Below are 21,023 nucleotides of genomic sequence, written 5' to 3'. Positions count from 1 at the left end.
TGTGGCCGCACGACTTGGATACTCGCGCCACATGGTGAAGTCCAGCCCATACTCTTGATACTCATTATTCGATAACCTAATGCGATGAGGGTGGGGGCCGCGGGATGAAACCGTCCTGCGCTGAGGAAAGATTTACCCGACCAGCCGCGGGGCCGGTCAAACCAACCGAGCCAGGGAAATCCGCCCGTTAAGACGGCACTTGGGACCTTGAGTTCTTTCATTGGTGGCGGCTGATCGGCGACTTCAACCTGCCGGAAAGCATGTTCTTCCTGATCTATGGCGGGCTGGCTGGGGGCGTCGTCACCATTTTGTGGCGCTTTACCTGCTCGGCCTTGCCTTCAACCGGTCGGCCCGTTTCCCGCGTCACTACTCCATCTGGCAAGTGGCGATCATCTTCTGGCTCATCGTGCGCCAGGCCTACTCTTCTGGTACCCGACTTCGTCTTTTCCGCAGAAGCGCTTCACGGTCGCCGAGATCGCCATCGGCCTGCTCTGCATCTATCTCCTTCGCCACGGCGGCGGCGCCGAGGCCCTCTATGCCAATCCCGAGACCGAACGCCCACCGCTCTTGGTCTCGCTCGTTGCCGCGCTGCTCGGCATCATCCTCGGCGGCGCCATCGGTGCCTGCGCCGGGTTTTTCGCTGGGTCGCTAATCGCGGATGCCACCCATATGAGCTGCTTCGAGGGCGCCTGCGGATTTTTCGCCGCCGTCATAGGCCTCGCGGGCCTGATCGTCGGCGCCATCGCCGGCGGGATTTTCGCCATCTGGGGAGCAACCGGCGCAACAGGCACCGTCGAGCTAAAGTATCCGTGTTGGTCAAGGGACAGATGGTGTCCAGGTCCGATTGTCCCTGAGTAGTGCGTTTGCGAGGATGATGAGCTTTCGCATGATGGCTGTGATGGCGAGTTTTGAGGCTTTGCCGTCGGCCGTGAGCTGGTGGTATTTTGCCTTTAGATCGGGATTGAAGCGCATGGCGACGAGGGCGGGCATGTAGAGTGCCTGTCGGACATTGGCTCGCCCGCCGCGGATGAAGGCGCGGCCGATCCAGTTGCCGGACTGTCGTGCGACGGGAGCGAGGCCTGCGAGGGAAGCAGCCTGACCCTGACCGAGCGTGCCGAGTTCGGGCATTTCGATGAGAAGCGCGAAGGCGGTGATTGCCGAGACGCCCGGGATCGAGACGAGGATAGCGAAGCGACGGGAGAGATCGGGATCGAACTGGATGAGCGCCGTGATCTCCTTTTCGACAGCAGCCATTTGACGTTCGATCTGCCTGAGCTGCTGGGCATTGTGGCGCTTGAGGATGGGAAGGGTTAGCGCCTTGGCCCTGTTCCTCGCCGCCGTCCGGTTCTTCACCAGCGCCTCGCGCGCCATGTGCAGGTCCTTGAGATCATTGAGGATCGGGCTGCGCACCGGTCGTGCTTCGAGGTCGAGAAGAGCGCCCATGCGCGCCAGCATGGCGGCGTCCAGCCGGTCGGTCTTGGCGATCCTGCCGGTGGCCTCGGCGAAGCGCCGGGCTTGGCGTGGGTTGACCTTGACCAGCGCAAGGCCAGCCGCCGCCAGCTTCCGCTCAAAGGCCCGGTGATATGGACCTGTCGGCTCATAGACGATGCGTACGCCGGGCGGGTCCAACCGGCTCGGGCTCAACCAGCTCATGAACGCCTTGTGGCCGCGGCTGTCGTTGGCAAAACGCCGGCTCGCGCCGTCGCTCAGCCTGTGGGCGTCGAGATGGTCTTTCGATATGTCGATCCCGATGGTATCGTTGGTCATCTTTCACTTGTCCTGTGCTTGTCGTTCGGAGCCGAACTCCGGGTATCCGTTCAGGCCTCAAGGGAAAGACGAGGGCGATCCGACTCTAGCTCGACCCTCAAACGGTCAGCAATTCCACCGATCCGACCCTCGCCGCTGAGGGAGGGCGGCTACCCTCTCTCAGCGTTCCTTTCTGACCCATTCGGCAGCGAAAGTCATAAGACAAGCAATTCCGGGAAAAGTGCGCAGCGGTTTTCCGTCCGGGATTGCGTCAAACAAGATCGGCTCAAAATCACGTGTTGCGATTGCGTGGCGATTGCGCACGCTCTATGTCGGTTGCGGAGAAGACGGGAGCTTTTCCCGGGGAGTGGGTTGGATGTTGCGCTTCATGGCTTTGGTTGCGTTGTCGATTTCGGTCATCATTGCGGTGATCGACACGACTCGCTCGGTGGCGGCATCGGCGCTCGTCATGATACGCCTCGTCAACGACGAGCCCGGCAAGCCAGGGTGTCAGATCATGCGCCAGGTCGATCTTGTTGCGGACGAGCATGCAGCTTCCGATCGGCGCGCTATCGAGGCGGGCGACGAAAGCCGCCTCGAACCGGTCGCCCGTGTAATTGCGCTCGGCAACTTTTCTTCCAGCAAATTCCGCGACCATGCGAAGCGACAACACGGTAGTCGCCTCGATCTGGTTGATGCGTGTCACGTACCCCGCCTCCAAGGGCTCACAGATCGGATTGCAACGCCAGACACATGCTCGTCTGGCGAGACCGATTCAAGTCCAGGGCATGATAGCGATAGTGAACATCAGAGATCTTGATATCTTGATCCAGAGGAGGTGGGCTGGTGGAGATGCAATGGGTGACCACCTTCCTCGCCGTGGTAGAGCACCAGGGGTTCGCCCGCGCCGCCGACGTACTGCACTACTCCCAGCCGACAGTGAGCAATCACGTCGCGTCGCTCGAACGTGAACTGGGAGCACCGCTGTTGCAGCGCTATCGCCGCCCGGTCGCACTGACGGAGGCGGGGGCGGCTTTCCTCCCCCATGGCCGAGCGTTGGTTCGTGAGATTGAGACCGCTCGCAGTGCGGTCGCGGATGTCACCGGTCTGCGCTCTGGTTCAGTCACACTGGGTGCCTACGCCAGCGCTGCGGCCGGCTACGTTCCTGGCCTACTCAGGAGTTTCAGAAAGCGACATCCAAGGATCACCGTTCGGCTGGTGGAGGCACGCGCCGACGACCTTGCGCAAGCAGCGCTCACCGGTCAAGTCGAGCTCTTGCTACGCCCAACCACGCCGCCCCTGTCGGTGGCGACATTCGCGCATCAACTGTTGTGGCGGGAGCGCTACAAAGTGGTGTTGCATCACGAGCACCCGTTGGCCGCACACGCAGGCCGCGTTGCGATAGACGAGCTTGCCAACCTGCCGCTCATAATGACTGGGCATGGCGAACTAGCCAGCCCTCACCACCCCCTCTGGCGTAGTCTCGATCGCTATCCGGACCCCGCGTACGAGGTCACTCACCCCCAGTCTTTGATCGAACTCGTTCGAGCAGGGCTCGGCGTTGGCGTGACAAACGAAGTCGCACTGAACGTCTCGGCTGTCGATGGCTTGGAGATCCGGGACATCAGCGCAGATGCAGCTCAGCGGGATGTAGCTGTCTGGTGGCTGACTGGACGTGTGCAGTCGCCTGCTGCCCGGGCCCTCGTGGCCGCCATGCGTTCCGGTCCACGACCCTGCGGCGTGCAACCGCTGGCCTGACCGCGGCCGCACCCTCAAATCATCACGCTATCGAATAATGAGTATCAAGAGTATGGGCTCGACTTCACAATGGGGACGCGACAGGATGAGAAAAACCGCGAGTGCCCAAGTCGTGCGGCCACAAGATGAACAATTTGGACCTGAAGCAAGTTAAGCCCCTACGCCTCCCCAGCCGCCACGGGTCGTCAAGATGCGTCGAAGCCCGCACCGCGGCCTTATCATCAAATCAGCAATAGCTGTCTTTGGTTGATAAGGGCCACGTACGATTTCGCACTGCTCTTGTTCCGACCCCAGGCAAAGCTCCCCCCCTGTTCCAGGATGTGTAGGTGAGCACCATTCCGGTGCCAACCCATACTAGGATTTTCAGACGATCCCCGCGCTTCGACCGGAAGATCACGGACACCCCGGAATGCGGTTCAAGCTTCAACTCAGTCTGAACCATCAATGCCAGTGCCTGATGGCCACAGCGGAAGTCCACCGGCCGCGTTGCGATCAGGATCGGTAATCGTTTGCCCGCGACGATCATGCCATCCCTCGCATCGCGTACACCAAGGCCGCGACCCGATCAACCGGTACATCGCCGGGAATCCGCATCACCAGGCCTGTGCCTATTTCTACTGTAACGATCCCAGAAGTGATCTCGACCGGCTCCGGAACCGGCGAAGCATCGGTAGCCATCTTCGGCTCCGTCATAATCGCCAGTGGCACAAAGGCGGGTTCGACAGGCCCGTCCTCAAAGACCGGTATGGCTGGCATCAGTTCCGCAGGCAGCGTCAGAAGACCTGACGTGCCCGTCGTCGCCAATCCAAAAGCTGATGCGCAAGAGATCATGACGACGCGCAACATCCACAACCCGAGCTCCAGGCTGAAGGCTCTCCGCCACTATCCGCGCCTTCATGGTCTCAGGCCAACGACGATTCCCCCGACGAGGCTCGACAACATCACATCGACCGACAAACCCGTCACCATCCGCCATGCCAAATCTCCAGCTGTTGCCGAGGACCTTCTGCCAGAAACCTCAATGTTCAGAAACACGGGAAATCAATGGGATATAGGCGGCGCATACGGCAGGTCGCGCTGCTCGCTGAACTGTGTCACCGACATTGTCGATGGCGCGATAGAGATACATCCACTGGCCGCGGACCTTGATGTAGGTCTCGTCGACATGTCATTTGCCGGTCACGCTACGCTTGCGCCGGTTGAAGCGCTCGAGAAACAAGGGCGAGAAACGAACGGTCCAGCGGTGAATGGTCGTGTGATCGACCGTAATGCCGCGGTCGGCCATCATCTCCTCAAGATCACGCAGGCTCAGATTGTAGGCCAGGTACCAGCGCACGCAAAGCAGGATCACGGACTGGTCGAACTGACGACCTTTGAACATTGCAACTTTCCGAAAATGATCGAAGGCTCCTTGCCACAGCGCTGGTAATCAAAAGGTTGTAACAGATCCCAACTTCCAGGGGCCAAATTTTGTGCGAGGGGCTACTTCGCTTCGACCGTCGAGCGGGACGAGGAGATGATCCGCGCCTACACAGAAACCAGGAATTGGCCGACAAGCAGTTGGACCAGATGCAACTGAGGCTCGGATCCTCCTAACCTCCAATCATCTGTCCTAGAATCCTTTATAACCGCTTATGGCGGTTGCCCTTCAAACCCCCAGCTCTGCTGGGGGTTATTGGCTGTTTCGATAATCGCAAACGGGTTGGCGCATGGTTGCGGGCCCGTGAAACGGATCGGATCGCCTGGTGATTGACGCCAGGCATAGTCGGTCAAAAGGTGGAAGTCCGCGAGCAGCCAGCGCTCGAAATGCTCCAACCGCTGCGCACGGTCGCCGGGTAGGATGGCACGCGCAGCGGATGCAAGCCTGAGCTTCTCCAGAAGCGCGGAAAGGCCCGCTAAGTTTTCGGTCGGAAAGGTCGTCGGACGCTGGGTGAGGAACTCCTGGGTGAACGACCGGAGTTCGTTCTCAGCCATGTTCACGGGCCCAAGATGGCGCTCAAGTACCATGCGGACCAGGTCCTCGTGGGCGAAGGAGCGCACCCAGGCGTAAGCGAGACCCATAGAGGCCACACCGCCTCCCAGAAGCCCAAGCACGACGCGTCTCGAAACCGTGATCATGCCGGATCCCTCCTCACGCGATGCGGCTCGCCGCCCTGAGAGAGAGGGCGGCAGCAGTCAGGCTGGGATTGGCGCACGAACAGCTCGGAAAGGTGCTGCTACCCACAATGACGAGATTCCTGAGTTTATGGTGGATCATGTTCCGGTCGACGACAGAATCCGTAACATCCCTACCCATCCGCAGCGTCCCTTGAACATGCGCTACGGTTTTCATTTGCCCTCGGTCGAATATCTGCTGCACCGGCAGTGGCCGAAGCAGCTCACCAAGCCGCTGCTTGGCCTGCGCCATGCCCTCCACGGCATAATCGGAAGGCCCCGCGTAAATGACGTGGGCGTTCTCGTTCTCGTCGAGCGTGACACGGTTCTCCGGCTTGAGGAGGTCTTCCGTCACGACGATCAGCGGCAGGGTCTGCCGGAGCCGTCCCGGTTCGGGACGCATCCCGTACGACCACTGGTTCTCGAAATAGACAAGTGCGGCGGCGTGGTTCGACCGGTGTGGTCCGTCGTACAGGCCGAAATTCAGCCCGGTTGTGATCGTCGAGCCGTCGAAATTGTCAATCCCGTCGAGATAGGCCTCGAAATTCCAACCAAAGCATTCGTGCAATCCACGTCCTACCCACTCGCCGTCGAGATCCGATCGCAGCATTATCGCCGGACTCTGAATGGCGTTCGCCCCCAGGACGAACAGATCCGCCGTGACCTGGAACTCCTTGTCCTCATTCACGAATGTAACCGACTGAACAGATCCGCCGGCGTACTCCAGCCGGCGCACCTCCGAATTGAGGCACACCGCAACATCGGGATGTTCGAAGAGATGCATGAAGCCGTTATTGGCGGTGAATTTCGCGTCGACTGGACACAGCCAGCACCGGAAGGATGCGCAGCAGGCGGAGCGCTGTTCCGTCGCGATGCGTGCGCGCGCAGTCGGCATAACGAAATGCTGGCCGGGCTGCGCCGCTTTCATCATCCGGTCCGGCGCCGACATGCGATGAGGCGGCTGAGGGAAAGGCCTGGAACGCGGCATGACCGCGGCCATATCGGGATCGCCGGAAATCGACATGATCGCCTCGGCCGTGCAGTAAAAAGGCTCGAGATCGTCATAGCTGAGCGGCCAATCGAGACCGATGCCGTAGAGGCTTTTCAGCATGAAATCTTTCGGATGAAAGCGCGGCGTCTGCGCAAACCAGCAGTTTGTTCCGCCCCCCAGGCCGATGGTGTAGTCCCACGGCTTGCTGGAGTTGCTGGAATAGGTACTGTCGTCCTGGACGTTGCTGTTTGAGCCGTGCTCAAGTTGCCAATCATGCGTGTTGTGGCGCCCCCATTCGAGGACGAGAACGCGCCCTTTTCTTCTCCTGGAGAACTCGTGCAAGAAGAAGGCTGAACCGAAGCCGGAGCCGATCACGACAAGATCATAGTGCTCGCCGGCGACCTGTTGGGCTCGGATGTCAAGTACCATTTATGGCCTCTTCGGCCGCTGACCCCTGCAACTGACGCCGATAACGGTGCGATAGGGCTACCTGCAGGTCAGCGAGACAATTTCAATGTTGCATCGCACTGTTACGCACCGCAAAATGAGTTTGCCACTACCACATTGGGTAGTTAGGCAACACTTCTTGCCGCGACCTCTCCAGTCTTTCAAAATCGTGCCGATGGCCAAAAATGAGATCTGAACTTCCTTTCCTCGTTATTTCAACAGGTTACGCAACGGCTTGGTTCTGGTAGGTGGGTTGATGTTGTCACACACACGACAAATCGGCAGATACACTCCCGCCGAGCGGAGTTCCTGAAACTACCGGAGGCAGAAGTGTCCGGCTCCATTCGGGAGGCAGGCTAGTGGAAGGAACTGCCCCAGCATCACGGATGGTTTCCAGGTCATCGGGGCCTTGCATTTAAACGATGGGCCGTGATGCCCGGTTCGGCGCAAAACGAACCGAAAAACGGCGCTTTGCGCCGACGCGGTCTGAAATATAAATTTCAGTTCCCCGGCCCCACCGGCGCCAAGGCCGTCGAAGCTGCTTTGAAGCTCGCGCGTAAGGCTACAGGACGGCACAACACAGTTTCATTCACCAACGGATATCATGGGGTGAGTTGGGCACGCTTGCGATAACGGGCAATCGACACTATCGGGGAGCAGCAGGTCTGCCGTAAGCCGCTACAGGTTTATGCCTTACGACGGGTATTGGGGAGCCGATAGGGACACCTCAGAGTATCTGAAAAAGGTTCTTGCGGTGCAAGGTGGCGTCGATCTGCCGTAGCCATCACGGTCAATGCCGGCTCGTAGTAAGCGCTGCCATCGTCGTCGTGGCGATTGGCGTGACGTGCGAGGCCGTCCGCTTGATCGCCCTTGCCGATCGCGTTCCCGGCCCGCAGAACGGCTTACTTCTATGCCGATCCGGGGACGGGGATTCTGCGCAACGATCGCCCTAATGTGCAGCGTCTTTGCGCTCCGCGCAGCGCGGAATGCCGCTTTCGCGGCAGCCGATCCCCGCCCCTATCGGGGAAGCGGGCCATTGTGATGGACGAGGCCGACTGGACAAAAAGGATGGGGCGGCCGGGGGCTGTTTACCGCGACGGGAATCGTCATCGGCGAGCGCTCCACTCGATCGCGACATGTCGGACGGATCGTCGCAGGCAACAGGAATATTCGTTCCGAGATTAATCTTTTATCGGGTGCTTACACTTGGGTTACCTATGGAAAATTTATCACCAAAGCCTGGGTCACTTTCGATGGCAGCACGGCCTTCTATCCCTCGACGCATAGAATACGAGCCGCACCAACATACTCGCCGCCGAGCGTGACCTGCGGACGGTCAAGCTTGGCGCGAGACTTGGTGGATTGTCCAAATTGATCCGACGGTGGCTTTGGCGACCGACGTTTTCAACTAAACGCTGCGGCCCGGATGAGCCATGGTTTGATCTGTTTCTTCGCTTCCGCGCGCCGCCGAGTCAATCATATCTGTGACAGCTGGGTTTCCCCACAACATCCTTGACCGCGCGGCTCGTCCAGCTACTGATGGGTGGCAATTTTCACTCGGGTTCCAGCGAAATGAAGACGACCATAGTGTTGGGCCGTCCGACCGCCCTGGGAAAGATGACGGAAACGTCGGCTTCAATACGCCTTCACATCGGAGCGCTTGCGTCTCCGCTGACAAGCTGGGACAAACCCACTTGGTCTGCGACGGTTATTCGTTATTCTTCTGCAAAACATTAAGCGGCGCGGCGTCATCCCGGCCAAGCTTCCTGCTATGTTAACCGAAAGTGCCGATTTCCTGTATATTGGGGCACAATCGCGGTTTCAAACGTTAACATTGACCCAAGCGAAGCTGGTTAGAATTTTAACAGAGAACCACAGCTCGCCGTCCCATTGACTGCCACTCATTAGTAAGTTGGCGGCGTGATCGCACTTAGGATTTCGCTTTGGCCGTCGTAAACATTCCGAAATCCATGAGGCAAACGACTGCCAAAATAGTAGCCATCGCCAGACTGAAGGATTCGCTTTTGGTTTCCCACAGACACCTCGACCATACCAGATAGAACCATGCCGGCTTCCTGCACTACATGAGGGAATTCTTCGCCGCTGTCAGACCAGGTTCGTGCAGCCTGCCGCTCGAAATCGAAAGCCTCTCGGGGCTTCACCTCGGTCACCGGGTCATCCCGATCGATACTGTCGGCTGCTACGTGCCGGGCGTACGTTACTCGCTTCTCTCTGCACCTGTAGACCATTGTGCCGGCAGAGGTCGCAGGCTGCAACAGGTCATCGCCCATCACGTGTCGCGATTGCGTGGCGATTGCGCACGCTCTATGTCGGTTCCGGGCCGACGAGAGCTTTCCCCGGGGAGTGGGTTGAATGTTGCGTTTCATCTTCCCGCTGGCGGCATCGGCGCTCGTCGATTTCAAGTCCAGGGCATGACAGCGATAGTGAACATCAGAGATCGTGATATCTTGATACAGAGGAGGTGGGCTGGTGGAGATGCAATGGGTGACCACCTTCCTCGCGGTGGTAGAGCACCAGGGGTTCGCCCGCGCCGCCGACGTACTGCACTACTCCCAGCCGACAGTGAGCAATCACGTCGCGTCGCTCGAACGTGAACTGGGAGCACCGCTGTTGCAGCGCCCGTCGCGATAGCCCGCGTCATGACCGACAACGGCTCCTGCTATAGATCGAAGGCCTTCGCAAAGGCCTGCCGCGATCTCGGCCTCGAGCATGTCAGGACAAGGCCTTACACGCCCAAGACCAAGGCCGAGCGCTTCATCCAGACGGCGCTGCGCGAATGGGCCTATGCCATAGCCTATCCGACTTCAGATCACCGCGCCGCAGAGTTGCCGGTCTGGCTGCATCGCTACAATTGGCACCGTCCCCAGGGGAGCTTAAAATCCAAAACACCTATCAGTCGCCTCGCTCTAACCCTGGACAACCTGTTGAGGCTCCACAGCTAGCCAGCCCTCACCACCCCCTCTGGCGTAGTCTCGATCGCTACCCGGACCCCGCGACGAGGTCACTCACCCCCAGTCTTTGATCGAACTCGTTCGAGCAGGGCTCGGCGTTGGCGTGACAAACGAAGTCGCACTGAACGTATCGGCTGTCGATGGCTTGGAGATCCGGGACATCAGCGCAGATGCAGCTCAGCGGGATGTAGCTGTCTGGTGGCTGATTGGACGTGTGCAGTCGCCTGCTGCCCGGGCCCTCGTGGCCGCCATGCGTTCCAGTCCACGACCCTGCGGCGTGCAACCGCTGGCGTGACCGCGGCCCGCACCCTCAATCATCACGATATCGAATAATGAGTATCAAGAGTATGGGCTGGACTTCACTATGTGGCGCGAGTACCCAAGGACCTGAAGCAAGTTAAGCCCCTGCGCGTCACCCGGCCGACGACTATCAGCCCCAGGTCGAGCTTGGCTGCGATGGGCAAGAGCTATTGCAGGATCCATTGAACTGCGGAGGTGAAGTATCCGGACGAAACGCCATGCATCGCTCTCCTCGCCGACGCGACCGCGGTCGCTGAGGCAGCCCGCTGGGACGGACACGATCGTCCGTCTAGCCGGGCATCCCCGACGAACCACCAATCAATATATTCCCGGAGGTATATCCCTTGGCCACATTCACCACTGTCTCAGCCGATTGGGACACCACGGAACGAGTCTCGAAAACAACGCCATCACTGCAGGTCGCCGTGAACCCGTACTTCCGCCCTGGCAACATCATCGGAGAGAATGCATACAAGGCCCTGCGCGACCTTGGCACCGATTACGTTCGCTATATCCCATGGCTGCCGTATCCTAAGCTGGCGGTGGCCGAACTTGAGCCGCCAACGGACACGACGACTTCCTGGGATTTTTCTCTGATTGATCCGATGATGATAGACTTCTTCGAAGCCACGAAGGGGCACTCAGTCGTCTTAGACTTCAGCACCATGCCACAATGGATGTGGAGAACGGCCGAGCCGGTAAGATACCCGGCCGACCCCGACGAGGCCACGTACAGCTACACGCAAGGCAGGGAGCCTCGAGATCCGACCTTCAAGGAGATAGCCGACTACTACGCAAGACTCCTCAGCTGGTACACCCAGGGTGGCTTTGTCGATGAAATAGGTACACGACATGAATCCGGACATTACTACTCGGTCCCCTTCTGGGAGGTCCTGAACGAGGTCGATTGTGAGCACAACATGACACCGGAGATCTATACGAAGTTGTATGATCAAGTAGTCATGGCGATGCGGAAGGTGCAACCAAATCTAAAATTTGTCGGCATGGCGCTGTTTAGGGCGGATACGAACCCACGCTTCTTCGAGTATTTTCTTGACCACAACAATCATGAGCCGGGCATTCCGCTAGACTACATTTCGTATCATTTCTATGCTACGCCAAGCCCTGACGAGTCCCCAGAAGTTCAAGGCTACACGTTCTTCGCCCAGGCCGATACCTTCTTGGCCACCGTTAGGTACGTGGAGAACATTCGATCCCGGCTATCTCCCGAGACTCGCACGATGATAACCGAGATTGGCGCATTTCATAGAAAAGACCCATGGCCTCCGACGGTCGACGCCGCACGGCCAATTCCTGACTCCCATTGGTATCTCTCCGGAGCGCTGTATGCGTATTTGTTCGGCGAGCTTAGCCGGAAGGGAATCGACGTTGTTGATGCATCAATGCTCCTAGCAGGTGAGCCTCGTCAGCACTCCATCTCTCTACTTGACTGGACGACCGGTGAACCAAACCCACGGTTTCGCGTGCTTCAACTGTTACATGACTACTTTAGCCCTGGCGATAGAATCGTCGCCCTGGAACAAGGCCAGGACCACCCCTATGTTTACGCAATGCCAGTCGTTACCAAAGGTGGCGAGCGGCGCCTCCTGCTGGTGAATAAGAGCCAGCATCCAGCCAAAATCTGTGTCCCAGGCTCCAGCGGCGGAGAGAAGGTATGGGTGGACCAGACTACGGGCTCCGCGCCGCCCGCGATCGCAAAGACCACATCCGACACAATTGCACTGGAGGCGTACACAGTGGCGGTGATGACGTTCCCGGACCGACACTAATGCCAGCATAATGAGACCGAATGATATCGGCGAGCTGAATATGAAGTGGAGTTCTACCGGCTGAACTATGCGGTCTCCTCAAGCCGAGTCATTGCTACGCGGCTTGGGTGGCTGGCAATATTAGGTTATTGCCTTCTTGCAAGAAATCAGAGCTAAGGAAGCGGTTCCATTCTGGGCCGCAGAACGCACGGGAGGAAACAAGATGACTATAACGGGCTATCGCTTGGGTCGGCGCGGCTTCTTGACTGGCATGTTGGGGGTGTCGGCGCTGCCACTCCTTGGATCATTGCCGGCCAGGGCGCAGGACAAGAAGCTGCGAGTCTTCGGCTGGGGAGACGGCGCCGGTTTTAAGGGGCTCTTCGATGCCTTCGAAAAGGTGTCAGGCGTAAAGGTTTCCTACGAAGGCGTGCCCTTTGCCGACCTTCAGAACACGATAGTCCAGCGCTTCCGGACGGGAAATTCCGGAATAGATGTCTTCCTCGTGGACCCGACTTATGTCCCGACGTTCTCGAAGCTGGGCATTTTGGCAGACTTGACGAGCGCCTTCGGGGAAAAAAGCAAGGGCATACTGTTCCCCAGCGATGTGCAGGGCGCTACCTACAACGGGAAGATGCTGTCAATGCCGATGTGGGAGTCATCGCAACTCCTGTACTTCAACAAGGGGCTTCTGGCCAAGGCCGGCGTTGAAGCGCCGGGTGTCTCGCCCGACGCGCGCATGACCTGGGACAAGGTCATCGAGCTTGCCAAGAAGGCGCAGGCGGCCGGAGCCGAGACGGGCTTCGGCTTCGAGCAAGTCGATCGCTACTACCAGCTACAGGTCCTTCCGGAGTCGCTTGGCGGTGGGCCAGGCGTCAAGGGTGACGATTTGCTGACCGTAGACGTGGCCAACGATGCTTGGCTGCAGGCAGGAAAATGGTATGGGAGCATCTTCGCCGATGGCGTGGCCTCGCGTGGGCCGACCAACTATCAAGAGATGAGAGACCTGTTCGCAGCCGGCCGTCTTGCATTTCTTGTTAGCGGCCCCCGGTATATCGCCGACTTCAACAAGGTCGATGGTCTTGACTATGGAGCGGCGCCTCAACCGTATTTCGCCGGTGGCAAGGCGGTGACGCCTTCTGAATCATTCCATCTGGGAGTGGCGGCGGACACAACGAACGCCGACCAGGCCCTGGAATTCTTGAACTTCGCAGGCTTGGACAAAGACGGGGCGTTAGTTGCCACCGGCGGAAACAACCTGTCCGCGAACATCGAAGTTGCGGCCGAGGTGCTGAGCCGCATTCCCCAGCAAAATCCCAACCTGAAGGGTATTGATTCTTTGGTCCGCTACGAGCTCGCGAACACGGCTATCCGGCGACCGCGTACACTCGGATATCTCCAATTGGAGGAGCTGGTCACGCGTGCGTGGAGCGATATCCGCAACGGAAGTGATGCCGCTGAGACATTTCCGCAGCTTCAACGTGAACTTGAGCGCAGTTTCAAGCGCATCGAGCGCTAAAAGCCATGGCGATGGAAGCGGTTCCTGAGGGACGGATTGTGAGGGCCACTCCCATGATGCGTTCAAAATGGAGAGCGGCCATAGCGCCGCTCCTCTTCCTGACGCCGGCTCTGGTTGCCCTCATCGGGTTTCGGTTGTTGCCAGCATGCTGGCTCGTTCAGCAGAGCTTGTCCGGCCCCGACGGCGAATTCGCCGGCCTAGATAATTTCGAGTTCCTTTTCTCCTCGCCTACGTTTGCCAAGACCCTGCATACCACCCTAACCTTTGTCGCGGTGGCCGTGCCGCTGCAGACGGCAATCTCTTTCGGCCTCGCTCTGCTGTTTGCCGGAAACTCGCGGATCGTCTCGCTGCTGCGAATTCTGGTGTTCCTGCCGGTACTCATCCCATCGAGCGTCGCAGCCATCCTGTGGGGTGCTGCATTGCGCCCGCAGGGACTGGCAAATGCGCTGTTGAGTTCTGTGGGCGTGAGCGCTCAGCCGTTCCTCGCATCGCCAGACCAGGCACTGATGTCGATCGTCGTCACGAGCTCGTGGATCGGAGTCGGCTTCTGGATGATTTTCCTCATCGGTGGCCTAAAGGACATTCCTCGCGATCTCTATGAGGCAGCATCGATCGATGGGGCTGGGAAGCTTTCGTCGCTGTGGCACATCACTATCCCGCTGATGCGTCGGCCGCTGGCCTTCGTAATCGTCGCTGACACAGTAGCCGCATTTCTGCTGTTCGCTCCGATCGCGATACTTACCCGAGGCGGGCCCGGCGGCAGCACGCAGCTCATCATGTACGACGTGTATCAGCAGGCTTACTTCTTCAACGACGTGCCATTGGCTGCTGCGGAAGGGTTGACCTTGATGGTCCTCATGATGGTCATCATGCTCATCCAGTTCCGGTTGCTGTCGCGGGAGAAGCAACTATGAGGGCCGAAGAAACAAGCTCGGCCGGGGCGGAGCGCATCCTTAAGCTCCTGTTCGGCATCGCCGTCGCCGCCGGCTTTCTGCTGCCGATCGTCTGGCTGGTTGCCGCAAGCCTCCGGCCCGGTAGCGAGATATTCACCTCGCTCGATCCGCTTTCCATTGGCAGCTTCATTCCGCCACGGCCGACGCTGGCAAATTTTGGCAGCGCGCTCGGCGGAGCGTTCCGGACCGGATTGATCAACTCGATCGTCGTGGCCGCATGTACGGTGGTCGTCGGACTGCTGGTGTGCGCAGCCGCAGCCTTCGCGTTGAGCGCCATGCAGTGGCGCGGCCGCGAGGTCGTCTTCGCCATCATCGTCTTCAGCTTTTTGGTCCCCGAGGAGGTCGTGGCTGTCCCTTTGTCGGCCATCTTCGCACGCGCCGGGCTGCAAAACACCTACATCGCACTGATCATGCCCTTCGTGGGCAGCGGCATAGTTATCTTCCTGCTGCGGCAGTTCTTCCTCGCCATACCGCGTTCGCTGATTGAAGCGGCTCAAGTCGATGGAGCCGGCTGGCTAAGGATTTTCCTCGAGATTTTCCTGCCGCTTTCACTACCGGCTCTCATAGCCGCCGGGGTCATCCTCTTCAATGGGCAATGGCAGGCCTATCTCTGGCCGCTTCTGGTCACGACGCGCCAGGACATGTTCCTCGCCCCGATCACCCTCGCCCTGATGGTGGGGGAGCGTACCACCGACTACGGCCAGATCTTCGCTGCATCAACCATTCTAAGCCTCATCCCTGCAGTCATCCTGCTGGGCTTCCAGCGCTTCTTCACCGACTCGGTCGCGATGTCGAGCGTCAAAGAATAACGCGCACGTTCGAATTCGAGACAGCGTTCGAGCGTTTGAAATTGCCGCATCCGCCCCAAAGGGCGGCGTGAAAATGCAAATTGCTTTGCCGCAATAGAGGGGATGCCAGTTGGCTCAAGTTACCGTCAGGAACATCGTCAAGCGTTATGGAAGCGTCCAAGTCATTCATGGTGTGAATGTCGACATCGCCGATGGCGAGTTCGTCATCCTCGTCGGCCCGTCGGGGTGTGGCAAATCCACCCTGTTACGCATGATCGCCGGTCTTGAAGCGATATCGGGCGGAGAGATCAGTATCGGCGGGCGGGTGGTGAACGATGTTCTGCCAAAAGACCGCGACATAGCGATGGTGTTCCAGAACTATGCGCTCTATCCGCACAAGAACGTCGCCGACAACATGGGCTTCTCGCTCAAGATCAGGGGCAGGCCGAAGGCCGAGATCGAAGCCAAGGTGAAGAAGGCGGCCGAAATCCTCGATCTGGGCAAGTTGCTCGACCGATTTCCGAAACAGCTTTCGGGCGGACAGCGCCAGCGTGTGGCTATGGGACGCGCCATTGTGCGCGACCCGGAAGTCTTCCTGTTCGATGAGCCTTTATCGAATCTCGACGCCCAACTTCGTGTCGCGATGCGCGTCGAAATCAAGGAACTGCATCAACGCCTCGGCACGACGATCGTCTACGTCACCCACGACCAGATCGAGGCAATGACCATGGCCGACAAGATCGTGGTGATGCGGGATGGCAAATTGGAACAGGTCGGCGCACCGCTCGATCTCTACGACAATCCAGGCAATGTCTTCGTCGCCGGTTTCATCGGCTCGCCGGCCATGAACTTCATCAAGGGCAGGATCGATTCGAAGGACGGTAGCCAGATCTTCGTGTCGGACACGGGTTCCGTGCTGCCGGCCGACGGGGCGAGGGCGCAGGGCGGTCAGCCGGTCATCTACGGCATCCGTCCCGAGCATATCGACATCGCGCCCGACGGCTTGTCGGCAACGGTTTCGGTGCTGGAGCCGACCGGCTCCGAGACGCAGATATTCGCCAAGCTTGGCGAAGATCCTATCGACGCTATTGTCAAGGATCGGCTGACGGTCCGTCCCGGTGAAGAAGTAAGGCTGAGGATCGATCCGCGCCGGGCCCACATCTTTGACAGGCAAAGCGGCGCGCGCTTGTGACCCTTCGCTTCCGGAAAATCGGGGCTGGTCACCGGCGCCGGCAAGGGCTTTGGTCGTGCGGACTCTTACGCGGCAGGGGAGCCACACATGACAAAATCATTTGATTTTGGAAATGAGCCTCGCCAGGACGAGCTAGACGAGCTTTCAAGCTTGGTTGCAAAAGAGGTCCAGCGCGTTCTGGCTCAGCACGAGGAGGTTATAAAGGAAAGGAGTTCGATCTCATCGCATATAGGGACTGGCAATATCACTGCCGCCGATTCACTTTATGCAACGCGCCCACAAGAGATTCATGACGATTTGACCGCCCTGGCCTCCGAATTTGTTCGGAGGCTCGCTCGTGAGGCGAATTCGCTCACGGCACGAACTGAGGTCGCGCATGGGTGCGCAATAAAACCGCGGGATCAGCAAAGCGAATGCCTGCGCATTGAAGACTGGGCGGGCCAGGTTGCAGGGCCCACATATCTGGAAGAACACTTCCACATACCGCGATCGACATTGCATTCGTGGCAACGGCACAACGACGTGGTCGCATTGCGGAAAGGCGCGCGCAAGCATGTGTTCCCCTTGGCTCAGTTCATCGACGGCCGGCCTGCGCCGGGGATACGACAAGTGCTCTCCTTGATCCCCAATCCCAGACCGGCATGGCTTTGGCTGACCTCCCCTTCACCGCGGCTTGATGGCCGAATTCCCATAGAGATGCTCCGGCAAGATCTGGCTGCCGAAGTCATTTGGGCTGCACGAGACTTTTCCTCGACATGAAGTCCAGCTGACGAAACCAACTGCAAATCCGTATATCGCGGCAATCGGTTGGTCCCGTTGTGAGCCTGTGAAAGCCCATTGAGGGTCGCGCGCCACTACGCGCTGCGTAATGTATTTTGCAGTATCGTGCGAAATATCCACCTTGTGTTGTTCGTATAGGTTGCGCGAGTTGTACAGTATATATTTGCTTTCCGTGCCTTAATTGCAACGGCTTGCGTATATATCTCTGCGTCCCGCACAGCATATGTTGCATAATTCAATATCGCGGATAGCGTCAAACTGCGAAGAAGCAGCGCGATGCGCATCTTTTTCGATCCTGGGGAATGGGGAGGGATGCGTCTTTCAGCAAAGAAGATGCCCTGACTCTTTTTTTTAATCTTTTGACTGGAGATAAAAATCAACATCAAGAGCCTTCTTCTCGGCTCCGCTGCCGCCTTGGGCGCGGTCACAGGCGCACGCGCGGCCGATGCCGTCACAGTCGCCGAGCCGGAACCAGCTGAGTACGTCAAGATCTGCGACGTCTATGGCGCGGGCTATTTCTACATCCCTGGCACCGAAACCTGCCTGCGCATCGGCGGCTATGTCCGTTGGGATGCTTCGGCCGGTGAGGAAGGTTCGTACAACGGCCGTCGTGCTGTCGACCATGAGGACGGCAGCATCAACGATACCTGGCACAAGAAGGCCCGCTTCACGCTGAGGACCTGGACTGGTCAGGAAACAGAACTCGGGACCTTGAAGACCTACACTGACACCCGCTTCAACTATTCCGACGGCAGTAACAGCAGCTCGCTGAACTTTGCCTGGATTCAACTCGGTGGGCTGCGCGTCGGTAAGGACGAATCGGCCTTCGACACGTTCATCGGTTACGCCGGCAACGTCATCAACGATACGTTGGTTCCCTATGGCGGTTTCGACACCAACGTCGTGCAATACTACTTTGATGCCGGCAACGGCTTCTCGGCCGTGGTCTCCCTCGAAGAAGGCTCTGGCACGGTCGGCACGATCGACAGCTCCGTTCCGCATGTCGTCGGCGGCGTGAAGTACACGGAGGGCTGGGGCGCCATCACCGGCGTCGTTGCTTATGACAGCAACTACGAAGAAGTGGCCGGCAAGGTTCGCTTGGACGTGAATGCGACCGAGGCGCTGGCGCTGTTCATCATGGCCGGCTACGGCACCGACGACAATCTCAACGACCCGACCTATGCGATCCCTGCAGGCGACCGCGGCTTCTACAAGCAGTGGGGCGGCAACTGGGCGTGTGGGGTGGTGCCACCTACACCCTCAACGAGAAGACTGCATTCAACCTGCAAGTGTCGTATGATGAAGCCAAAGAGTTTGGCCTTGCGGCGAACGTCGCCTACAAGATCGTCCCGGGTCTCACGATTACGGCCGAAGTTGACTGGGCTCATAACGACCACGACAGCAACGGTTACAACTGGACCGGCATCCCTGCTGGCAAGAGCAACGCTGTCGGCGGTATCCTCCGCTTCCAGCGCTCGTTCTGAAGGATCGAAGCATTGAACCGTAGCGCCCATCGCATATGGATGCGTGCGCTAGACTCGCCCGTCCAGCCGGTGTTGGCTTAGCGGGATACCAAAAAGGCACATCGGCGGCTCCTTCCAAAGTGCTTAGGTCCGCACCTCCGGGATCGAAGCCTGCCGCCGATGGGAAGGGCGCCCTTGACCAAGGCGCCCTTCATTCTACACCGTCGAGCATTCTGACTGAATCGAAGGGATTGCCGTCGTGTAGAGACGACCTGCTGTCAGAAAATCTAGATTTGAATATCACGTCGGGGGATGTTGTTGTCTACAGAGCGGTACAGCGGCTTGGGACTTCCACTGTCATTCCTCATTCTTAATTGCTGATGGATGATGGAGATGGTTACCGGAGAACCGACTGACGTGCGATTGAAAAATGTCGACGGCCAATGGAGTGTCCAGGTCGTCGAAAATGGCGAAGTAACTCGGCCTTTATTCAACGTTCAAGCCGTTGCCGAGAGCTACGCCGAATTCCAGCGAATTAGGCTCGGCCTGCCCGGAAAGCCACCAATTTGGGAGGAGAACCCGGTGGATGAGCGCCCTAAGCGCGAAATACCAGACTTCATTATCAACGATGTTCTCGACCTCGCCGATTACTCCGATCGCGGTATTGTCACGACCCTAGTCGATACACACGGAGTTCGCCTTCGTCTCCACCTCACAGCCGTGACCTCAGAATTGCTTTGCGAGCGAATTGCCAACGCGCTGGAGCGCCGGTACGGCGAATGGCGACCTAAGAGTCCTCTCTGTTTTGAAATTCAGGGATGAGCGTTTCTGCATGATGGCTTAGAATCGAAGCGCTTTTCATAATCGCGCAGGAAGCGGCGCCATCTTGTCGTCCAGCCGAAGGTGCGCTCGACGATCCTTTGTACAATGTTGCCTGGAAATGGTGCTGTCACATTGATTGAGCGGTAAGGAAATTGTGGTAGCAGCGCGCCCGATGACCGTGAGTGCAGCGACCTACAAGAACCACCGCTATCCGATCGAGATCGTGGCCCGTGCGGTCTTGGCTCTACTTCCGCTTCAATCTGAACCTGCGCGATGTCGAGGAAATGCTGCTCGATCGCGGGATCGTCGTTTCCTACGAGACCATCTGCCGATGGTGCCGATAGCACGGCCCTGATTATGCGCGCCGCATACGCCGCAAGTCGCCGACGAAAGATGATGTCTGGCACCTGGATGAAGTCGTGGTGCGCATCAACGGTCAGAAGTGCTGGTTGTGGAGAGCGGTTGATCAGGACGGATATGTGCTCGACGAGATCGTCCAGACGCGTCGCAACACCAAGGCCGCCAGGCGCCTGCTGACGCGACTTCTGAAGAAGCAGGGCCGCGCACTGAAGCGTATGATCACCGACAAATTGCGCTCCTATGGGGCGGCCAAACGCCAGCTCATGCCGAACGTGGAACACCGCTCGCATAAAGGCTTGAACAACCGGGCGGAGAATTCTCACCTGCCGTTCCGAAAACGGGAACGAACGCGACAGGGTTTCCGGTCGGTCGGCTCATTGCAGCATTTCGTGTCGGCCTTCTCCGCCGTCCGAAATCTCTTCGTCCCATCCCAGGACCAACCGCTCGGCAGCACAAATTCGAACCCATCGACGCCAAGCCATGGCCGCGTGGGGGAGCCGTGAGTGCACGGCCGGCCTGAAAAAAAGCGCGGTGTCGGCCTCACGCGGCCTCATTTCAAACAACGTGACAACGCCCGCTTGACGATTTCCCTGACAGTGACTTCAGCCAACTCGCATCCCCTCTATTGCGGCAAAGCAATCTGCATCTTCACTTCGCCCTTTGGGGCGGATGCGGCGATTTCAAACGCGCGAACGCTGTCTTCGAATTCGAATGTGCGTGATCAGCGGCTTCACGTCGATCGCATCGGAAGACAGCATGGCAACGCAGCGCGGAAAAACATGCGCATTGCGGAAGACATGCTCGACGCGCGCTTCGCGCACCATCGCTTCGCCGACGTCATCGGCGAGCTGAATATGAGGCGGAGCTCTACCGGGCTGGAACATGCGGCCTCCTGAGTCGGCTCTTTGCTATCACTCGGCATTGGCGGCTGGCAATATTAGATTATTGCATTCTTGCAAGAAATAATTTAGCGTGCGCCTGCTTCTTCACCGACTCGGTCGCGATGTCGGGC

Annotated in this window: 17 protein-coding genes and 9 pseudogenes; 17 read left to right on the top strand and 9 right to left on the bottom strand. The window is 58.6% G+C overall.

Annotated features, from left to right (window positions below; translation table 11 throughout):
• Positions 1–276 precede the first annotated feature (276 nt).
• Positions 277–858, top strand: a complete 582-nt coding sequence (locus NKI47_RS29060; RefSeq protein ID WP_352594461.1) for a hypothetical protein — start codon at positions 277–279, stop codon at positions 856–858.
• On the opposite strand, the gene NKI47_RS29055 is transcribed toward NKI47_RS29060, so the two are convergent.
• Positions 817–1,767, bottom strand: a complete 951-nt coding sequence (locus NKI47_RS29055; protein WP_352594460.1) for an IS110 family transposase — start codon at positions 1,765–1,767, stop codon at positions 817–819. The genes NKI47_RS29060 and NKI47_RS29055 overlap by 42 nt on opposite strands.
• 271 nt (positions 1,768–2,038) lie before the next feature.
• Positions 2,039–2,452, bottom strand: a complete 414-nt coding sequence (locus tag NKI47_RS29050; RefSeq protein ID WP_352594459.1) for a hypothetical protein — start codon at positions 2,450–2,452, stop codon at positions 2,039–2,041.
• A gap of 146 nt (positions 2,453–2,598) precedes the next feature.
• On the opposite strand from NKI47_RS29050, the gene NKI47_RS29045 reads away from it, so the two are divergent.
• Positions 2,599–3,504, top strand: a complete 906-nt coding sequence (locus NKI47_RS29045; protein ID WP_352594476.1) for a LysR family transcriptional regulator — start codon at positions 2,599–2,601, stop codon at positions 3,502–3,504.
• A gap of 226 nt (positions 3,505–3,730) precedes the next feature.
• On the opposite strand, the gene tnpB is transcribed toward NKI47_RS29045, so the two are convergent.
• The 5 genes and pseudogenes from tnpB to NKI47_RS29020 all read right to left on the bottom strand — a co-directional run bounded on the left by tnpB (position 3,731) and on the right by NKI47_RS29020 (position 7,078).
• Positions 3,731–3,946: an IS66 family insertion sequence element accessory protein TnpB gene (gene tnpB / locus NKI47_RS29040; protein ID WP_352594475.1), complete on the bottom strand. Its 216-nt coding sequence runs from the start codon at positions 3,944–3,946 to the stop codon at positions 3,731–3,733.
• 80 nt (positions 3,947–4,026) lie between these two features.
• Positions 4,027–4,480 (bottom strand): annotated as a pseudogene (tnpA, locus tag NKI47_RS29035) (IS66-like element accessory protein TnpA).
• A gap of 111 nt (positions 4,481–4,591) precedes the next feature.
• A pseudogene (locus NKI47_RS29030) lies at positions 4,592–4,885 on the bottom strand (IS6 family transposase); the annotation flags it as partial.
• Positions 4,886–5,136: 251 nt separating this feature from the next.
• Complete coding sequence (locus tag NKI47_RS29025; protein WP_352594458.1) at positions 5,137–5,622, bottom strand: hypothetical protein; 486 nt, start codon at positions 5,620–5,622, stop codon at positions 5,137–5,139.
• Between the two features lie 13 nt (positions 5,623–5,635).
• Entirely contained in the window at positions 5,636–7,078 is a 1,443-nt protein-coding gene (locus NKI47_RS29020) for a GMC oxidoreductase (RefSeq protein WP_352594457.1), read from the bottom strand.
• A 489-nt stretch (positions 7,079–7,567) separates the two neighbouring features.
• On the opposite strand from NKI47_RS29020, the pseudogene NKI47_RS29015 reads away from it, so the two are divergent.
• A pseudogene (locus NKI47_RS29015) lies at positions 7,568–7,874 on the top strand (aminotransferase class III-fold pyridoxal phosphate-dependent enzyme); the annotation flags it as partial.
• Between the two features lie 1,126 nt (positions 7,875–9,000).
• On the opposite strand, the gene NKI47_RS29010 reads toward NKI47_RS29015, so the two are convergent.
• Positions 9,001–9,258, bottom strand: coding sequence for a cupin domain-containing protein (locus NKI47_RS29010; RefSeq protein ID WP_502898092.1), 258 nt, complete (start codon positions 9,256–9,258; stop codon positions 9,001–9,003).
• Here NKI47_RS29010 and NKI47_RS29005 point away from each other — a divergent pair.
• From NKI47_RS29005 to NKI47_RS28950, 12 genes and pseudogenes are all read left to right on the top strand, one after another.
• Positions 9,223–9,376: pseudogene (locus NKI47_RS29005) on the top strand (histidinol dehydrogenase); the annotation flags it as partial. The gene NKI47_RS29010 and the pseudogene NKI47_RS29005 overlap by 36 nt on opposite strands.
• A 216-nt stretch (positions 9,377–9,592) precedes the next feature.
• Positions 9,593–9,748 (top strand): helix-turn-helix domain-containing protein, encoded by a 156-nt coding sequence (locus NKI47_RS29000; RefSeq protein ID WP_352594474.1) that lies wholly within the window; start codon positions 9,593–9,595, stop codon positions 9,746–9,748.
• Positions 9,739–10,059, top strand: a pseudogene (locus tag NKI47_RS28995) (integrase core domain-containing protein); the annotation flags it as partial. The gene NKI47_RS29000 and the pseudogene NKI47_RS28995, both read left to right, overlap by 10 nt.
• 67 nt (positions 10,060–10,126) lie before the next feature.
• Positions 10,127–10,363, top strand: a pseudogene (locus NKI47_RS28990) (LysR substrate-binding domain-containing protein); the annotation flags it as partial.
• Between the two features lie 349 nt (positions 10,364–10,712).
• The gene (locus NKI47_RS28985; protein ID WP_352594456.1) at positions 10,713–12,158 is read left to right on the top strand and encodes a GH39 family glycosyl hydrolase; all 1,446 of its coding nucleotides are present in this window, start codon (positions 10,713–10,715) and stop codon (positions 12,156–12,158) included.
• A 202-nt stretch (positions 12,159–12,360) separates the two neighbouring features.
• Complete coding sequence (locus NKI47_RS28980) at positions 12,361–13,653, top strand: sugar ABC transporter substrate-binding protein (protein ID WP_352594455.1); 1,293 nt, start codon at positions 12,361–12,363, stop codon at positions 13,651–13,653.
• A 53-nt stretch (positions 13,654–13,706) separates the two neighbouring features.
• On the top strand, positions 13,707–14,567 hold the full coding sequence (locus tag NKI47_RS28975; RefSeq protein WP_352594454.1) for a carbohydrate ABC transporter permease: 861 nt from the start codon (positions 13,707–13,709) through the stop codon (positions 14,565–14,567).
• On the top strand, positions 14,564–15,415 hold the full coding sequence (locus tag NKI47_RS28970) for a carbohydrate ABC transporter permease (RefSeq protein ID WP_352594453.1): 852 nt from the start codon (positions 14,564–14,566) through the stop codon (positions 15,413–15,415). The genes NKI47_RS28975 and NKI47_RS28970 overlap by 4 nt, the downstream gene beginning before the upstream one ends.
• A 109-nt stretch (positions 15,416–15,524) precedes the next feature.
• Complete coding sequence (locus NKI47_RS28965; RefSeq protein ID WP_352594452.1) at positions 15,525–16,586, top strand: ABC transporter ATP-binding protein; 1,062 nt, start codon at positions 15,525–15,527, stop codon at positions 16,584–16,586.
• An 87-nt stretch (positions 16,587–16,673) separates the two neighbouring features.
• Complete coding sequence (locus NKI47_RS28960) at positions 16,674–17,345, top strand: antitoxin Xre/MbcA/ParS-like domain-containing protein (RefSeq protein WP_352594451.1); 672 nt, start codon at positions 16,674–16,676, stop codon at positions 17,343–17,345.
• A gap of 396 nt (positions 17,346–17,741) precedes the next feature.
• Positions 17,742–18,850, top strand: a pseudogene (locus tag NKI47_RS28955) (porin).
• A 372-nt stretch (positions 18,851–19,222) separates the two neighbouring features.
• Positions 19,223–19,651, top strand: coding sequence for a hypothetical protein (locus tag NKI47_RS28950; RefSeq protein ID WP_352594450.1), 429 nt, complete (start codon positions 19,223–19,225; stop codon positions 19,649–19,651).
• On the opposite strand, the pseudogene NKI47_RS35250 reads toward NKI47_RS28950, so the two are convergent.
• Positions 19,642–19,746, bottom strand: a pseudogene (locus NKI47_RS35250) (IS5/IS1182 family transposase); the annotation flags it as partial. The gene NKI47_RS28950 and the pseudogene NKI47_RS35250 overlap by 10 nt on opposite strands.
• A gap of 77 nt (positions 19,747–19,823) precedes the next feature.
• On the opposite strand from NKI47_RS35250, the pseudogene NKI47_RS28945 reads away from it, so the two are divergent.
• A pseudogene (locus NKI47_RS28945) lies at positions 19,824–20,593 on the top strand (IS6 family transposase).
• Positions 20,515–20,907 carry a hypothetical protein gene (locus NKI47_RS35245; protein WP_502898093.1) on the top strand — a complete coding sequence of 131 codons (393 nt, stop codon included), beginning with the start codon at positions 20,515–20,517 and terminating at the stop codon, positions 20,905–20,907. The pseudogene NKI47_RS28945 and the gene NKI47_RS35245 overlap by 79 nt, the downstream one beginning before the upstream one ends.
• Positions 20,908–21,023 lie beyond the last annotated feature (116 nt).

The sequence above is a fragment of the Mesorhizobium sp. M0633 genome (assembly GCF_040320645.1).
In the GTDB taxonomy this organism is placed as follows: domain Bacteria; phylum Pseudomonadota; class Alphaproteobacteria; order Rhizobiales; family Rhizobiaceae; genus Mesorhizobium.
This window is presented reverse-complemented; position numbering and strand designations above follow the sequence as displayed.

Bases quoted from the DNA above. Each gene is read 5' to 3' on its own strand.
- NKI47_RS28980 (WP_352594455.1), top strand. From the start codon at position 12,361: ATGACTATAACGGGCTATCGCTTGGGTCGGCGCGGCTTCTTGACTGGC.
- NKI47_RS28970 (WP_352594453.1), top strand. From the start codon at position 14,564: ATGAGGGCCGAAGAAACAAGCTCGGCCGGGGCGGAGCGCATCCTTAAG.
- tnpB (WP_352594475.1), bottom strand. From the start codon at position 3,946: ATGGTTCAGACTGAGTTGAAGCTTGAACCGCATTCCGGGGTGTCCGTG.
- NKI47_RS29055 (WP_352594460.1), bottom strand. From the start codon at position 1,767: ATGACCAACGATACCATCGGGATCGACATATCGAAAGACCATCTCGAC.
- NKI47_RS29025 (WP_352594458.1), bottom strand. From the start codon at position 5,622: ATGATCACGGTTTCGAGACGCGTCGTGCTTGGGCTTCTGGGAGGCGGT.
- NKI47_RS29000 (WP_352594474.1), top strand. From the start codon at position 9,593: ATGCAATGGGTGACCACCTTCCTCGCGGTGGTAGAGCACCAGGGGTTC.
- NKI47_RS28950 (WP_352594450.1), top strand. From the start codon at position 19,223: ATGGTTACCGGAGAACCGACTGACGTGCGATTGAAAAATGTCGACGGC.
- NKI47_RS29060 (WP_352594461.1), top strand. From the start codon at position 277: ATGGCGGGCTGGCTGGGGGCGTCGTCACCATTTTGTGGCGCTTTACCT.
- NKI47_RS29045 (WP_352594476.1), top strand. From the start codon at position 2,599: ATGCAATGGGTGACCACCTTCCTCGCCGTGGTAGAGCACCAGGGGTTC.
- NKI47_RS28975 (WP_352594454.1), top strand. From the start codon at position 13,707: ATGATGCGTTCAAAATGGAGAGCGGCCATAGCGCCGCTCCTCTTCCTG.
- NKI47_RS29020 (WP_352594457.1), bottom strand. From the start codon at position 7,078: ATGGTACTTGACATCCGAGCCCAACAGGTCGCCGGCGAGCACTATGAT.
- NKI47_RS28960 (WP_352594451.1), top strand. From the start codon at position 16,674: ATGACAAAATCATTTGATTTTGGAAATGAGCCTCGCCAGGACGAGCTA.